The sequence below is a fragment of the Lentisphaera profundi genome, from assembly GCF_028728065.1.
Lineage (GTDB): Bacteria > Verrucomicrobiota > Lentisphaeria > Lentisphaerales > Lentisphaeraceae > Lentisphaera > Lentisphaera profundi.
Window position 1 is genome coordinate 1,194,448 of the sequence record NZ_CP117812.1, and the last position, 15,201, is coordinate 1,209,648.

The following is a 15,201-nucleotide window of genomic DNA, read 5'->3' on the forward strand; positions in this document are numbered from 1 at the left end:
CAAGACTCAGATGTACTCTGCTATAAGCGACCAAACCTAAAACAGAGGAGTCAGAAATGACATATGAACATCTGAGTCTTGAAGAAAGACACTACCTTGAAATTGAATTAAAGGCAGGCACATCGATCACTAAAATAGCAAAAAACTTAAATCGTAGTACAAGCACACTTTCACGAGAACTTAAACGTAATAAAGGTCTCCGTGGTTATCGAAACAAGCAAGCCAATGACTTTGCTCAAGAAAGACACAAAGTGAAACCAAAGGCTATTAAACTAACTGAAGAAGTTAAGGACTATATAGATGAGCATTTACTCAAGGATTGGAGCCCCGAACAAATTGTAGGTCGACTAAAAGATGACCAATCCATCTTACTTCATCATGAAACAGTTTATCAATATATTCTTAGAGATAAAGAATCAGGAGGTGAGCTATATAAGCTTCTACGTCATCAGAATAAAACTTATCGCAAACGTTATGGCAACCAGCATAGTCGTAATGGGATTCCCAATCGTGTGGATATAGACGAACGACCTGAGGCAGCTAATAAGCGAGAGCGTGTAGGCGACTGGGAGATGGATACTATTATAGGAAAAGCTCATAAAGGAGCCATTGTAACTATGGATGATCGAAAATCAAAACTGCGTCTAGCATTGCCTGTGTCTCATAAGAAAGCCACGCTTGTGAAAGATGCAATAATCTCTTTGCTAACACCGATCAAAGATTTGGTTCATACTCTTACATTTGATAATGGAAAAGAATTTACTCAGCATGAGACTATCTCCAAGGAATTGGAATGTAATAGTTATTTTGCTAAACCATATCACTCATGGGAACGAGGCCAAAACGAGAATGCTAATGGATTGTTACGGCAATACTTTCCTAAGTCTATGGCGCTTGATGGTATCAGTGAAAATGAAGTCATTATTGCGGTTGATAAACTTAATAGTAGACCTCGAAAATGTCTGAAATTTAAGACGCCATATGAAGTTTTTGAAAATTTAACTGGAATTAACTTAAGAAAATCAGTAGGTGTTGCACTTACTACTTGAATTCAGGTTTTTATAATTAAATAAGATTTTTCATTTATTTTTAATAAATGAAAAAGTATTGCCCCTAATAAGCACAAGTACTCATGTTCTTGTAACAAACAGCAGGATGTACTTGTATAATTATGTATCAATAAAAATCTTTAGAGGAGATCTAATGTCCATTTTTCATTATGCAGCTTATTTCGTTTTTTTTGGGAGCTTATTTGCTCAAAATACTCAGCCGAATATCATAGTACTTTTTGCGGATGATCAGCGTGCAGATACTATTGGGGCTCATGGCAATTCCTATATTCGTACACCGAATTTGGATAAATTAGCCGCAGAAGGAGTTTCTTTCAGGAGAAATTTTTGCGCGGGTTCCTTTAGTGGCGCCGTCTGTGTGGCAAGTCGAGCCATGCTGATGACTGGGCGTCACTGGAAGCAAATTAAGACAAAGAGTCCAGGGGGAGATTGGTCTGATTTGCCATTGCTCCCTTCTTATTTAAAAGATAAAGCGGGCTATAATACCTTTATCGTGGGTAAATGGCATAATGGCTTAGCAACTTTGAGGTCAGCTTTTAGTGATGGGGCGTCAGTTTATATGGGAGGCATGTGTGATCATACCGATTTTTTGGTGCTGGATTATGCCAAGGGCAAGTTGAGTGAGAAAAGAAAAGCGAAAGAGTTTTCGAGTACTGAATTTGCGAACGCCGCAATTAACTATATTGAGCAAGCTAAAACAGATAAGCCCTTCTTTTTATATGTTGCTTTTACCGCACCTCATGATCCACGCAATCCACCAGAGAAATACCGCGAAATCTATTACAAAAACCGAGTACCACTGCCCAAAAACTTTAAAGCCGAGCACCCTTTTGAAAATGCTCCCATGAGCAATCAAGGCCGAGATGAAGGCTTGGCACCGTGGCCAAGGACAAAAGCAATGATTAGTGATCAACTCTGTGAGTATTATGGTTTGATTACTCATCTCGATGAACAAGTGGGACGCATTGTGAAGGCTGTCAAAGAAAGTGTTCATGCAGATAATACGATTATTATCTATACTGCTGATCATGGCCTAGCCATGGGCAGTCATGGACTCTTGGGCAAACAGAACATCTATGAACAGAGCATGAGCTCACCGATGATTATTTCAGGCAAGGGAATTCCCCAGGGTGAAGCCAACTTTTCTTATACATACATTCATGACCTCTATGCAACGATTTGTGCTTTTGCTGGAATCGAATTACCACAAGGTGTGACATCCCAAAGTTTAGTGCCCCTCATAAATGGTGATAAGCCTCAGATACGAGATTCAATTTTCTTACCTTTTCAAGATAATCAGCGTGCCGTAAGTGATGGCAAATGGAAGCTCCATATTTATCCAAAGATTAATCATACATTTTTATTCGATATAGAAAATGACCCCGATGAAATGCGAGATTTATCTCAGTCAAACCCTGAAAAAGTAGAGCAACTCCGCAAACTGATGGAAACTTGGCGGACCGAAGTGGGTGATAGTGATCCTTTGCAAGTCGCGAACCCTGAACCAAAGCAAGCCACTTACTCCAATTCAAAGCGCGTTTTAGATGCCTGGCAACCCAAGTGGATTAGAGATAAATATTTCGAGGGTAGGCAGCGCTCAAATCACGGACGCAAAAAATGAGGCTCTTCATCAAGTCATACGACTAAAGAACATACCGTAGCAAGGGTTTTGATAAGCGCTCGACTTATCCGGTACTTTTGCTTAAAAATGTACAAGCATGCTGCCGCTTAGTGTAAGTAATAATAAGCTCGTTAAAATACCGATTATGGCAATGACGACCATCAACTCTATAAGAGTGAATTTTTTCATTTATTTGCTCCATGTTTAAATTTTCACGAGCCGCATTTGCGCCTCGTATCCATATTCAATAAGTTACGACGAAGTGAAAACTAAGTAGATTTCAAAAATAGTGTTTTTTTCATTTAAGGGAGAAGTATGTACCATGATTTATGTGATTTTTCGGCTTAGGATATATTAAATGTTTCGGTATTTAAATGGTTTTTTTGAGCGCAGAAAAAACTTAAAGTACATAATAAAGCGTTTATATTTCAAAGGTGTGTAGCAACTATGTTTAGATCTTGTTATATATTTAAATAACTAATTGATAGGTTTTTATGAAAAAGTTTACTTTGATTGAAGTTCTCGTTGTTGTGGCGATTATAGGTATTTTGGCTAGTTTACTCTTGCCGAGTTTAAAGAATAGTCGGAAAAGTGCTCAAAGTGCCAGCTGTAAAAATAATTTAAAACAAATGACCTTGGCGTTTTATTCCTATGCCGATGATAATAATGACCATATACCCTATGCGACATGGAAATGGTCATGGCAGGATTTTATTTATGACTACTTATCAAATAATACTTTAAGTGATGCAGAAAAAGCCGCGAATACTTGGCCAAGTGACAAAGCCTTAGATGTATTCGTATGTCCAGGCGCACGACATGACCTAATAGGTGATAATGGTTTTGCCCTTTCTAATTATATAATGCCAGCGGCTAATTCGCGTTCTAATTCAAGTCGAGTTTCGAATTGGTATCATCCGTCTGCTAACCCGGAGACGGAATCGCGTAGTTTAAGTTTTTACCCAAAGCCCTCTGAACTTATCCACTTGAGCGAGTATGATGGGGAAAGTGAAGGTTGGCGTTACCAGGGTTTTTGGAATACTGTTATCAAACCAGATCATCAAGGTGACCCACGAGGAAATGGCTTTCATCAAAACGACAGTATCAATTATACTCTAGACTTGCATGTAAAAGACAAGGTTAACTTTTTGTTTGTCGATGGTCATGTAGGTACATATCACCCTTATTCTCCGGATGTGATTGGCGAGGGAGTTGATCCATCGAGTCATAGTACTGGAGGCTTTTGGACTTATGATCCAAATGACTAATTATCATTATAGATTTTAATCATCGAAAATGAATAATAGCGCTCAATAATTATTTTGATTTTTTAGTGGGCATCAAATGAGTAGGCAGATTTCTGCGACGACCGCTAGTCTGAGGTCCATAATATTTAGCGAGGTAATCCAAGATGATTTTCTCGTTTTGGCCTAAGGGCCATAAGCCTTGTTCTTTTTGCATCCAACGAAGACTTGCTTGCCATGATTCACGACTCATGCGATTTTGTGTGACGATGGCGGCAGAATGACAGGCAGTGCAATGAGCTTGGATAAATTGCCAGTTTTGACCCATGATCAAGCCCGTTTTTTTTAATCTTTTTACAGCCCGTGTGGCAGCACCCGCCCGTATGGCAATACCTCCCCGCCGGAGTGAGGCGAACTAAACGATTAACAGCTGGTTGCGGTTGCCACCGGGGGCGGATAAAAACATCATTCCAAGTACAAAAAAGCCCCGATAAATAAGGAGGCTTTGCCCTTATTTTTTAGTGGGCATCAAATGCGGAGGCAGATTTCTGCGGCGACCGCTAGGCTGAGGTCCATAATATTTTGCGAGGTAATCCAAGATGATTTTCTCGTTTTGGCCTAAGGGCCATAAGCCTTGTTCTTTTTGCATCCAACGAAGACTTGCTTGCCATGATTCACGACTCATGCGATTTTGTGTGACGATGGCAGCAGAATGACAGGCAGTGCAATGAGCTTGGATAAATTGCCAGTTTTGACCCATGATCAAGCCCGTTTTTTTATCTTTTTCAGGGATTTTTTCGGTCGCTTGAAGTGAGCTTAGCAACAGTAAGATAAGGAAAGTAAATTTTTTCATCTAAGGCTCCCTAACTAAGCTGTACAGCAATGCGATGACAAGCGTTATTTAAATAACCCTTAGGATTCCATCCTGGCACTAGCATCGGCTGGGAAAGGCCATCACTATCGGTAGCGCGAGCCCAAACTTCGTAATAACCTTTTTTGGGGAACTTAATTTCAGTTTGCCAATGCTGCCATGCATTGGGGTTGGCGGCTTTAGAGATTTTGATTTCTTGCCAAGTTTGGCCAAAATCAATTGAGACCTGCATTTTTTCTATACTGCGATCGCCTGCCCAAGCATGGCCTTTGGCAATAAAACGCTCATTGAGCTTATGCTGAACACCTGATTTTGGGAAAGTGATGAGAGATTTTACTGGCATGCGTTCAATAATGCGCATTTCTTCATCGGGAACTTTGCTGCCAGGTGCAACTGGATTTTTTGGGACGCGGTAGGCTTGGCCAAGCATTTTAGTGCCATCGTGAACACGGTCACGAACAGAAATACCCTTTAACCATTTTCCAGAAGTCGAGGCGGGCCAACCACCACAGACAAGACGCAGGGGAAAACCATTCAAAGCAGGGATATCTTGACCATTCATTGCCCAGGCAATAAGAACTTCATCTTCCAGAGCCTTGCTCATGGGCACACCGCGCGAAATAGCGGTTTTGCTGGGATCGCGACTCAAGTGCGAGTCGGCCCCATGATAAGCGATATAAACGGCGTTATCTTTGAAACCACAATCTTCTAGGACATCTCGCAAACGAACGCCCGTCCATTGAGGAGAACCCACTGCACCAGTTGTCCATTGGTTGCCTTTGGCAGGAGGATTAAATTCCGCACGGCCATTGCCGCCACATTCAATGGTGAGTTGATAAGTATGCTGCTTAAATTTTTCTTTGAGTTGAGCAATAGTAAAAGTTTTACTTTGCTTGATAGATTCGCCATCAATTGTGAGCGTCCAAGTCGAGGCATCGACTTTCTCTGGGGGAATACCATTATTGCGTACAAAGAGCTTATTAGCGGGAGTGATAAAATCATTGAGCAAGTGAGCGGGGACTTCGGCATTGATGGGGCGATCATTGAGAATTGTTAAACCAGGGTGTTTGCCGGGCAGGGTGAAAGCTTCAGTCGTTTCGGCATAAGCTGCAGGGATTAGGCCTGCAGGCATAAAACGTCCGAAAACAATTTCGGCCCCAAGTAGTGCGGCCATGCGTGAGCAACCACTGAGAAATCCCCGTCGGCTAATGGGGTCTGAAGTGCGGCCAAAAACGATTTCGTCGGCTTTGATGGGATCTTCTTGGTATAAGTCATTTAAGCCTTTTTTTGTCAGGCCTTGATCAGATAGATTTTTCATTAGGAGACTTCATTACATTAAAAGGATTAGATAGATTTTCTATTTTACTGCTTAGTCAGAGAATAGTAAATGCTTAGTTATCGAGTCATTTTAAAAAGTTAATGAATTTATCAGTCTTGAGGAGTATTTATGTTTCCACGATTAAATAGAGACAGGAATACTTGTTTTCGAGAAAAAGCCGAGCTAGTACACAGCGTTCCCCGAAATCATTAAAATAAAAGCTGATTTTTGCTGATCCTAGGGATATTGAGGCCCTTTGTAGTAAATCAAAATCCCTAGAAAAGCAACTGTGGAGAAACGATTAAAAGCTGACTTGAATTGTTTGACCTTTTTGGAGATTTATGGTTTTACTTTGTTTTTTGTAGCTGATTTTGACTGGACCGGAAGTCATTTTTCCCGCAGTGATTTGGGCTGTGATTAATTGACCCTTTTGCCATTTGATATCGACGCTATAATCACCGCGAGCTTTAAGGCCCTTGATGAAACCATTGGGCCATTGACTCGGCAAAGCGGGCAGGAGTTTAATCTCATTATTGTGACTATGCAGCAACATCTCTGCGACGGCAGCGGTGGAGCCAAAGTTACCATCAATTTGAAAAGGGGGATGATTATCCCAGAGATTTGGTAGGGTAGATTTTGTTAAAATGCCGTGCAGGTTTTCGTAAGCACGAGGAGCATCAGAAAAGCGCGCAAACATGCCAATAGTCCAGGCACGGCTCCAACCCGTTCCAGCGCCACCACGAGCGAGGCGGCCCTCAAGAGCTTTTAGCACTGCAGAGCGCATTTTTGGGTCTGTATCAAGATTGATTTGATTGCCGGGATAGGCACCAATGACGTGGGAAATATGGCGATGTCCAGGTTGCGCTTCCTCAAAGGGCAGGCGCCATTCCATAAGGCGTCCATCTTTTGCTACTTGAGGCTGATAAATTTTGGGGATGAGTGATTGCGCTTTTTTGACGAGAGTTTGTTTTTCTTTGCCGATAACTTTAGCGGCTTCGACATAATCATTGAGCACCTGAAGGATCATGAATTGATCATAGCTATTGCCAGCGTTAAGTCCTGCTTTCTGTTGTTTACCCGTGGCGTCTTTATAGCTATAGAGATTTTCTGGTGAACTTGCGGGGCGAGCCATGAGCGTGCCATTGGGCCCCGGGATGAGCCAAGAATCGACGAATTCCACTGAAGCACTGAGGATATCCCAGTTATCCTCAAGAATTTGTTTATCCTTGGTGAAACGGTAGTGTTCTAAAATATGAAAGGTCATCCACTGCCCGCCAAAGAAAGAACCGGCCCAAAGCGGGCGTACTCCCATGAGTCGAGCGCTTCCCCAAAGGTCGGAAGCGTGACCCATACACCAGCCCTTCATGCCGAGGCGGCGAGCCATATCTTTACCACTTGGTTGATAAAGGCGGATAAGTTTGAAGAAGGGGGTATGGAGTTCACTTAAATTTGTAGTTTCGGCTGCCCAATAATTCATTTGGATATTGATATTGAGGTGATAATCAGAACCCCAAGGTGCGCTCATATAGGGGTTCCAAAGACCTTGTAAATTGGCGGGTAGGGTGCCAGGGCGAGAAGACGCAATCAGTAGGTAACGCCCAAACTGGAAGTAAGTTTCCATGAGATCAGGATCATCATGCGCCCCTTTCTTTAAGCGCGCGAGTCTTTGTGAAGTCGGCAGGCGTAAAATAGACTCACTTGTAGAACCAAAATCGGCATCGACACGATTTAAGTATTTTTGGTGATCCGCAATAGCGCTGGATTTAATCGTAGCAAATGATTTAGCGCTGAGTTTATTGAGGTCTTCTAAAGCACTCTTTTGCCAGCCATCTGCGAGCTTGACGGCGGATTGAGTCATATTAAAGTCAGTGGAAGCCGAGAGGTAGAGGGTAATATTAGTGCTTTTCGAGAAGCTCAGTTTTGTACCATCAGTCGAAGCCTGGCCCACTTGCGGAGAACGCACTCGGCCGATAAATTTTGTTCCCTTGGCACCACTCGCTTGAGATGCGATGACTAAGTCTGAGCCGATGACTTTGGCTTTGTCCATGGCGACTTCGAGCTCGAGTACTTTATCGGCTTTTATATTGATGACAATCACATTTTCGGGAGCACTAGCAAAGACTTCTTGAGTGATAATCGAACCATCTTGCAGGGTGTAGATATTTGTTGCGATACCAGTTTTTAAATCTAATGAGCGCTTGGTAGATTTGATTTTCCCGGTGTTTTGGTAATTGAGTTTGAGCCATCCCAGGAGTTGGTAGCTATGGGGGTTTTTGCCTTTGCTTCCTGAGGCCGATATGAATTTTTGAAAGTAATCATCTGCGGCTTTATAATCACCGGAGGCTTCGAGTTCTTTGACTTTTTCGAGGTGGGGAAAAAGATTCTCATCCATGTAGAGGTCTTGAGTATGGGCCCAGATACTCTCTTCGTTGATGAGGATGCGCTCATTGGGAAAAGTGGCAAAAGGCATCGCCCCGAGGCGGCCGTTGCCCACGGGATAGGCGACTTCGAAGTCGTAAGCGGCTTCATCATCCCAAATCACGAGGTCATCGGCGGCTGAAAATTTTTCTTGAGAAATAGGGGGGGCTTTCTTTCCGTATTTCTTGAGTAGAGGAGCCATATGTTCCACCATTACTTTTGCGCCTGCGGCATTGGGGTGAACTTTATCGGGGAATAATTCGGGATGTTTTTTGAGTGGCGTATAGAGATCAATGAGGGGGAGGCCCATTTTTTTTGCGACATGCGCAACACGTGGGTTGACCTCGTACTGAACTACAGAATCTTTAATCCCCCATTGCTCGGGAAAAACGGGTACGGCTTTACATAAGTAGATGGTGGGCTTGCTATCGAGTTGACGAAAGCTATTCACCATTTGAGTATAGTCATTGATAAAGCTGTTTTTTTGACGCCAATTTTGTGGTTTAGAATCGTTGGTACCGAGTTTGATAATGACCACGTTAGGCTGAAAGGCTAGAGCAGCTTTATAGGGAGCTGAGTTTACATAGGGAGCATCGCCTCTAGTGAGTAAAGTACGGCCATTGAGACCAAAGTTTTTGACTTCCCATTTATCACCGAGGCTTTTTGCGAGTTGGGCGGGGTAGCTATTGAGCTCACGTTGAGCGATGCCTGCCCCAAAAGTGATGCTATCGCCGACGCAGGCGACTTTGATTTTCTCTTGTGCAGAGAGGCTCATGAAGAAGCTGAAGCAAATCAGGAGGCTTAGTACTGGCGTAAGTGTTTTTTTCATTTTCTATCCTTTAATTAGCCGTGAAGTGTAGGGCACGGAAGGCGGAGCCACCGGGCTTAATGCGTCCGGGTTTGTTTTCTAGAGTTTCTAATTCGAGAATGTGTTCACCACCTTCGAGCTCATTAAAAAACATCAGGGTCATTGGGTAATTGAAGCCACTATGCTTGTGTAGAGTATCGATAATTTTGCTTTCTTTACCATCGATGGTGCATTTAATGATACCCGCATCAGGTCCGCTTAGCATGTAGGCGCCAATGGCTGTACCAGTGAAAGTAATATTGAGCTTGGCACCGGCAGTTTTAGTGTAGATCATAGCTGATTTTTGGAAACGTCCTCTTACACTGCCTTTGTTTTCTTGAGCCCAATTAGGCGGTCCCTTTTGCCAGTTTGCATCTGTTTGGATATCATCAAAAGGGAGGAAGCGTCCATTGGCATACGACTTTGAGTCCACAAGATCTTTTTTTGGATGCGGAGTGATTTTTGCGTCTTTCGCAAGAGGTTGAGACCATTGCTTGAATAAAGCATTTTTAATCATGGTGGCCGCCATGGTGTTGCCGTACTTATTGGGGTGCACACCACCGAATTTCTTCCAAGTCATTTGTCCTGAGTTCACTAAATCGGCGAGTTCTTGAGCGAGATTATTAACTGAGATGCTGTGTTGCTCGGCTACTTTGCTGTGAGCGGTAGTGGATGGATTCATTTCTCCCTTTTGCGCGAGCGCTAAAATATTAGTATTGACGAAAAAAGTCATGATAATATCGACATTGGGGTTATGGCGACGCGCTTGGGCAATAATGCCTTCCATTCCGCGTATAGCGTCATTGTAGTTGTAGATGCCGTCTTGATCATCGTTGACCGCAAATTCTACAAAGAGCATATCGAGTGGGCCTTGGCTAAGGATGTCGTGCTCTAAACGAAAAGCACCGGTATCGGAACAAGTTGAGCTAATGCCCGCAGCGGTAAAGTTGAATTTTGTATCAGGAAAACGTTTTGTGAGCATCTCAGATACCATGGGGCGATAACCATTCATCTCGGTAATTGAACCACCGAGAAAGGCGACGTGACCCTTTTTATTTTGTTCAAATTGGAAACGAGAATTTTGGAAATCACTGCGGGTGATAAAATTTTTGTCACTGACAATTTTATCCGCGCTAATAGCTACTTTATTTTTCGTGTGTTTCATCATGAAATCTATGATCGGCGTAGGGTCTTTGAGTGAGTGAACATGGCCAATGCCAGGCTTATGAATGACTTCAAAGGTGCCGCCCATTTTCTTATAGCGCAGTTCGGCAATGGCGGTATTTTCGGCGACGGGTACAACTTTGTCAGCATCACCCACAACGTGAAGAATAGGAATCTTTGCTTTGGCGAGAGCTTTTAAATTATCGATGGGATTAAACTTGTAGGCGAGTGCTTGTTCTTCTGTAAAGCCATAGGCCTTGAGGCAGTTTTGCCAGTCGCGCTTACTTCCGGAGCCTTGACCTTTGCCACCCGGCCAACTCTTGAAGTTCATGACTGGAGCATCGCCATAAATAGCCGCGACTTTCTCAGGGTTTTTTGCTGCCCAATTGTAAATAATAAGTCCGCCACGTGACATGCCTTCCAAAATTGCGCGATCCGCAAAGAGGTGTTCAAAACGCAAATAAGTATAGAAGTCATCCCATTTTTTCACTGCTTTGGGGCTGCCGAAAAGATTGCCGACATCGCAGTAGACCACGTGATAGCCTTTTGCGAGCATCGCTAAATCAAATTGCGGTTTATGCCCCCAGAAGCGAGCGCGCCAGACCCAGGGCTTGCCATCGGCAATTGTTTTTGGGACCACAACTTTTGTATCTTTGGTGCTATACATGCTGTAGCCATGCCACTCGGAAACTTTTCCAGGGAATAATTTCGTTTCGTCAGCAGAACTTAACAAACTAAAGAAAAGGAGGGTAAGAAAAATAGCTAGAGGAGATCTCCAATTATTCATAATGAGAAGCCTTGTTTAAGAATTTTATGATAAATGTAGTTTTCTATGGTACGTGCTACAATTGGAATAATTAACACTGAAGAGCTAAAATCTTTGCGTTTTATGGGCGGTATTTTTTTTAAAAACCAGAAAAAGTTTCATTTTTGTGCAGAATTCGCTCTCAATCAGAAGCTCAGTCTCTGAGAGATCAAAAAAAACATCTTAATGACGAAAGTTTATTAGGAAGGCTCCTCCCAAATCATAATAGGTGAAACATTATTTATTTTTCAGCATCCCATTTGGTATCTGCAGTATCGGCATTTGATGCCACGGTGCCATCACTGCGAATCATGGATTGAACATGATTCATTTTTTGAATATGACCATCAGCCATGGCAAAGTTAAATTTCATATCGGAATGTTTGGCTAAATTATTCGCTGTAATAGTTGGCGATAATCCTCCAAAAGTCCATGAATTTCCAATGCGTGACCTTAGTTCGTTACCGGCATCACCTACAACAGGGGCATGGTTTTCTGTGTAAGCAATGGTTTCTGAAGTACTGCTAATATCATTAATTTTTCTAGATTGATTAGGTAATGCAAAACCACCGCCTGCGGGGAAAACAACAGAAAATCCAGAGATTCCTCTAAGTTCACTGTTCCCTTCTTGGAGAAGAGAGATATCGTAAGTCTTTAAGATGAAAAAATCATTGGGCAAAACTCTGTCGTCTAATGGGCAGCGGTACATTGGAGCGTGATCTGAACCTTCTGCGACATTCATGTGTAGGAGACCAGATTCACCTGGAAATCCAGAGATCTGGGCATCAGTTAAATTGCGACTATCATAAGAACTTAAGCGGTCATCCCAACCAATTCCAGAATCTTTATCATTGGCAGGGAAGTAACCTTCATTATCATCCATAAACATAAAGGTCGATGTACTAATTTGCTTTTGATTATTTGTGCAGACAGCAATTCTCGCCTTTTCTCGTGACTTACTGAGTGAAGGCATAAGTAAAGACGCAAGGATGCCAATAATGGCCACGACTACGAGAAGCTCGATAAGCGTGAAAGTATATAGTTTTCGGTGATGGGCCAATGAAGCCTGATATTTGAAGTGCATAAATAAATCCCTATTTTAAAAAACCGATTGAGTATTCTTCAAGATGTGAAACTTCATAAAAAAGAGTCTGTTACAAAAATAATAAAAAAAAGTAGCAGTTTTTTACTTTATACAATTTTAAACTCAAAGTTAGCTAGATTGAATAGCGGTTTAATCTTCACTACCACGAAGTGGACGATTTTTATATAACTTAATAGTATATAGAGAAGTCTTTATTTAACAGATCGGCCTTGCTCTAGTGAAGAGCTTTTTCGTGTGTTAGTCATGGGGTAGTCCAAGTCGAAGCGGCTAGAGGGCTCATTGCGAAACTTGTCGAGTACCGGATTGTAGGTGTAGGTACTGATTTTATTTTCCTTTGTTTTAAAGACCATGTAACGCAGCCAGGATTCTCCGCCATTATTCATTTCTTGATAATCACTCAGGACCTGATGCACCAAATTACCGTGTTTGCCCTTCGAGGTCAGGACTGCCTCACCTACGGTATGCCCACAAAGCACTAGGAAAATATTTGGTTGAAGTGAGTACTGCGATCAACGGCGATGTTGAAGCCATATTTATTTTTATCCGTCTTTTGATAAGCCATATCATGATTCCCTAGGCACATGCAGTAGGGGACTTTGCCGTCCAAAATCGACATAGCCTCACGCGCAATGGCCCATTCCTCGGGGGCATCTGCCTGAACTATATCTCCCTCGTGGAGAAGGAAAGCGATGTTGAATCGCTCTTGATTGTCACGAACCCATTCCGTTTGCGCAAAAAAGTAGCGGCGCAAATCGCCATTGCCCCACTTGGCAGAGAGTTTGTGGCGTGTATCGCAGTAGTACTGGGTATCAGGCAAAACTACAATCGTAAATGGTTCTACTTTTACGTCCTCATCAGCCGTAATCTTTGGAGTTTTTATATTCGTACAGCCCATCAGGACCGTAGTCACGGCAAGAAGAATCATTATTCTTATACGATTGCCTCTTGCTTTTGCAGTCAAAGAGCCATCTGTAAAAAATGTAGATTCATATTTTTATTTCCTGAATGTGTTTACACAAAGATTCTTTGAAGTTCACTTCACTGTTTTATGCTGCTCTTCTTAAGCTCAAGCGCCTCGATGGTGGCGAACCAGCGATCGGCCATGAGCTCATACTCTGCATTATGGGGGTGATTGTAGTTATTCGAGTGTTTTCCTGGAGCGACTACGGACTCGTAGTCGTTAATGTCGGTGAGGAATAGCGAATACATATCTACTGTACTGACCTTGTGTCCCTTGGCCGCATATTGCGGAACGAGCGTGTCACGGATGTAGATATTGTAATCGTAGAGCAATTTATTCTTTTCCGTCTGCGTGTTTACATACGGCGTAATCTGTGCCACGATCAGGTGCGCATCGGGTTTATCCGTCACAATGGTTTGCACCAATGAGCGAATGCGGTTGGGGCTTTGCTTGCCCATGCCGTTGATGCCGATCATGAGCAAAATAAGATCGGGGGAATCCTTGGATACCCAGCCCTTCAAGGCTGAGATCGGCGCACCTCGTCCTCCCTGATGATGATCCTGCCCGAGGTCGCGCAGATCGAACTCTGGCTTGTAGGTTCCACCGTGCGTGGGATCGCCGCTTCCTTTGCTCCACGGCTGTGGGGAATCGCCAACAAAGGTGAAGTTATATCCGGCCTTTTTTAGCAAGGTGTAAAGCCTGCTGCGGTAACCGAATTTGAAGGGAACCTTCCAGATGGGATTATCGGTATAGCCCACCGTAATAGAATCACCAAGACACATGATACGAAGGGGCTTTGCGCTCGTCGTCTCGCTTGTTGCTTTAGCACTAAGCTTCAGTAGCGGTTCTCCATTGAGATAACCGAGCGAAGTTAAAAAGCGATCCATACGGATCAAGGCCTCTGCCATGGCGTCACGGCTGACCCAAAGATTGTACCAACCATGCTTTTTACCCTCATAGATATGCAGCTCGCAGCGACGACCATTTTTCTTCATCAAGCGCTCAAAGCGTTCCGCGGTTTCAAGCGGTACGTAGTCATCTTTGCTTCCCAGCAGAACCATGGAGGGCGGCGTTTGATCATCAATGTGATCAATGGGGGAAATATCTTCCCAGTACGGCTTCACCAGCTCGTGTGCAAAGCCACTGGGGCCGTTATCAAAGACAGGGTTAAACAGTAGCAGCGCCTTGGGGATGCAACTGACCGTAGTATCTTCTCCTGCTTCATCAAAGGCACTCACCAAAGCGCTTGCCGCGGCAATATGTCCACCGGCCGATCCGCCACCAGCCACAATCTGTTCAGGATCAATCCCTAGCTCGGCGGCATGCGTCTTTACCCAGCGCATGGCTGACTTACCGTCCTTGACGCATTCCTTTGGCGTGGTGCCGAAGCGGTTGATGGTCCGGTACTCAACAGAGATGGCGACCATGCCGCGTAGAGCGAGGTAACGGCTCTGTGGATAATAATGATCCGGCCCACCGCCGTGCCAGCCGCCACCGTGAAAAAAAACCGCCGCAGGGCGTCGATCGGAGGCCTGCCAACCGTGCGGTAGAAAAACCTGAAGCTTCAGGTCAATGGTTATACCGTCTTTTCCGGTGACGGTTTTGTATTCAACTGTCCTGTCTGGTTTAAGCGGAAAGCTTTGCCACCCGATTTGCTCCGGTAACCACTTCTTCGGTGTATCTGTATCTGCGCCGATTGCTTGCAGGGCAATCGTCGCCATTAACAGGACTATATTCCTAATAAAATATCCTCTTGTATTTTTCATAATTAATTGCT

13 protein-coding genes are annotated in these 15,201 nt (G+C 43.5%); 3 read left to right on the forward strand and 10 right to left on the reverse strand.

Going from position 1 to position 15,201, the window contains the following annotated elements; genetic code table 11:
* The first annotated feature begins 56 nt into the window (after positions 1-56).
* Both PQO03_RS16200 and PQO03_RS16205 read left to right on the forward strand, forming a co-directional pair.
* Positions 57-1,049 carry an IS30 family transposase gene (locus tag PQO03_RS16200; RefSeq protein WP_274148572.1) on the forward strand — a complete coding sequence of 331 codons (993 nt, stop codon included), beginning with the start codon at positions 57-59 and terminating at the stop codon, positions 1,047-1,049.
* A gap of 154 nt (positions 1,050-1,203) precedes the next feature.
* A complete protein-coding gene (locus tag PQO03_RS16205; RefSeq protein ID WP_274154237.1) occupies positions 1,204-2,691 on the forward strand; it encodes a sulfatase family protein in 1,488 nt (495 codons plus the stop codon).
* 81 nt (positions 2,692-2,772) lie between these two features.
* Here PQO03_RS16205 and PQO03_RS16210 read toward each other — a convergent pair whose 3' ends face one another.
* A complete protein-coding gene (locus PQO03_RS16210) occupies positions 2,773-2,880 on the reverse strand; it encodes a prepilin-type N-terminal cleavage/methylation domain-containing protein (RefSeq protein WP_274154238.1) in 108 nt (35 codons plus the stop codon).
* 305 nt (positions 2,881-3,185) lie between these two features.
* Here PQO03_RS16210 and PQO03_RS16215 point away from each other — a divergent pair, with 305 nt between their 5' ends.
* Positions 3,186-3,959 carry a type II secretion system protein gene (locus PQO03_RS16215; RefSeq protein ID WP_274154239.1) on the forward strand — a complete coding sequence of 258 codons (774 nt, stop codon included), beginning with the start codon at positions 3,186-3,188 and terminating at the stop codon, positions 3,957-3,959.
* Positions 3,960-4,008: 49 nt separating this feature from the next.
* On the opposite strand, the gene PQO03_RS16220 is transcribed toward PQO03_RS16215, so the two are convergent.
* From PQO03_RS16220 to PQO03_RS16260, 9 genes are all read right to left on the reverse strand, one after another.
* Positions 4,009-4,263, reverse strand: a complete 255-nt coding sequence (locus PQO03_RS16220; RefSeq protein ID WP_274154240.1) for a hypothetical protein — start codon at positions 4,261-4,263, stop codon at positions 4,009-4,011.
* A gap of 183 nt (positions 4,264-4,446) precedes the next feature.
* Entirely contained in the window at positions 4,447-4,788 is a 342-nt protein-coding gene (locus PQO03_RS16225) for a hypothetical protein (RefSeq protein ID WP_274154241.1), read from the reverse strand.
* A 10-nt stretch (positions 4,789-4,798) separates the two neighbouring features.
* The gene (locus PQO03_RS16230) at positions 4,799-6,124 is read right to left on the reverse strand and encodes a sulfite oxidase (RefSeq protein WP_274154242.1); all 1,326 of its coding nucleotides are present in this window, start codon (positions 6,122-6,124) and stop codon (positions 4,799-4,801) included.
* 301 nt (positions 6,125-6,425) lie between these two features.
* Positions 6,426-9,371, reverse strand: coding sequence for a glycosyl hydrolase family 95 catalytic domain-containing protein (locus tag PQO03_RS16235; RefSeq protein WP_274154243.1), 2,946 nt, complete (start codon positions 9,369-9,371; stop codon positions 6,426-6,428).
* 10 nt (positions 9,372-9,381) lie between these two features.
* Complete coding sequence (locus PQO03_RS16240; protein WP_274154244.1) at positions 9,382-11,340, reverse strand: SGNH/GDSL hydrolase family protein; 1,959 nt, start codon at positions 11,338-11,340, stop codon at positions 9,382-9,384.
* 259 nt (positions 11,341-11,599) lie between these two features.
* The gene (locus tag PQO03_RS16245; RefSeq protein WP_274154245.1) at positions 11,600-12,442 is read right to left on the reverse strand and encodes a prepilin-type N-terminal cleavage/methylation domain-containing protein; all 843 of its coding nucleotides are present in this window, start codon (positions 12,440-12,442) and stop codon (positions 11,600-11,602) included.
* A gap of 212 nt (positions 12,443-12,654) precedes the next feature.
* Positions 12,655-12,876 (reverse strand): hypothetical protein, encoded by a 222-nt coding sequence (locus tag PQO03_RS16250; protein ID WP_274154246.1) that lies wholly within the window; start codon positions 12,874-12,876, stop codon positions 12,655-12,657.
* Between the two features lie 62 nt (positions 12,877-12,938).
* On the reverse strand, positions 12,939-13,424 hold the full coding sequence (locus PQO03_RS16255) for a metallophosphoesterase (protein WP_274154247.1): 486 nt from the start codon (positions 13,422-13,424) through the stop codon (positions 12,939-12,941).
* A gap of 77 nt (positions 13,425-13,501) precedes the next feature.
* On the reverse strand, positions 13,502-15,190 hold the full coding sequence (locus PQO03_RS16260; RefSeq protein ID WP_274154248.1) for an alpha/beta hydrolase fold domain-containing protein: 1,689 nt from the start codon (positions 15,188-15,190) through the stop codon (positions 13,502-13,504).
* Between the last annotated feature and the right edge of the window lie 11 nt (positions 15,191-15,201).

What these genes read in the sequence shown, in the direction of transcription:
- PQO03_RS16240 (WP_274154244.1), bottom strand. Translation starts at nt 11,340, where the DNA reads ATGAATAATTGGAGATCTCCTCTAGCTATTTTTCTTACCCTCCTTTTC.
- PQO03_RS16235 (WP_274154243.1), bottom strand. Translation starts at nt 9,371, where the DNA reads ATGAAAAAAACACTTACGCCAGTACTAAGCCTCCTGATTTGCTTCAGC.
- PQO03_RS16245 (WP_274154245.1), bottom strand. Translation starts at nt 12,442, where the DNA reads ATGCACTTCAAATATCAGGCTTCATTGGCCCATCACCGAAAACTATAT.
- PQO03_RS16220 (WP_274154240.1), bottom strand. Translation starts at nt 4,263, where the DNA reads ATGGGTCAAAACTGGCAATTTATCCAAGCTCATTGCACTGCCTGTCAT.
- PQO03_RS16200 (WP_274148572.1), top strand. Translation starts at nt 57, where the DNA reads ATGACATATGAACATCTGAGTCTTGAAGAAAGACACTACCTTGAAATT.
- PQO03_RS16225 (WP_274154241.1), bottom strand. Translation starts at nt 4,788, where the DNA reads ATGAAAAAATTTACTTTCCTTATCTTACTGTTGCTAAGCTCACTTCAA.
- PQO03_RS16210 (WP_274154238.1), bottom strand. Translation starts at nt 2,880, where the DNA reads ATGAAAAAATTCACTCTTATAGAGTTGATGGTCGTCATTGCCATAATC.
- PQO03_RS16260 (WP_274154248.1), bottom strand. Translation starts at nt 15,190, where the DNA reads ATGAAAAATACAAGAGGATATTTTATTAGGAATATAGTCCTGTTAATG.
- PQO03_RS16230 (WP_274154242.1), bottom strand. Translation starts at nt 6,124, where the DNA reads ATGAAAAATCTATCTGATCAAGGCCTGACAAAAAAAGGCTTAAATGAC.
- PQO03_RS16205 (WP_274154237.1), top strand. Translation starts at nt 1,204, where the DNA reads ATGTCCATTTTTCATTATGCAGCTTATTTCGTTTTTTTTGGGAGCTTA.
- PQO03_RS16215 (WP_274154239.1), top strand. Translation starts at nt 3,186, where the DNA reads ATGAAAAAGTTTACTTTGATTGAAGTTCTCGTTGTTGTGGCGATTATA.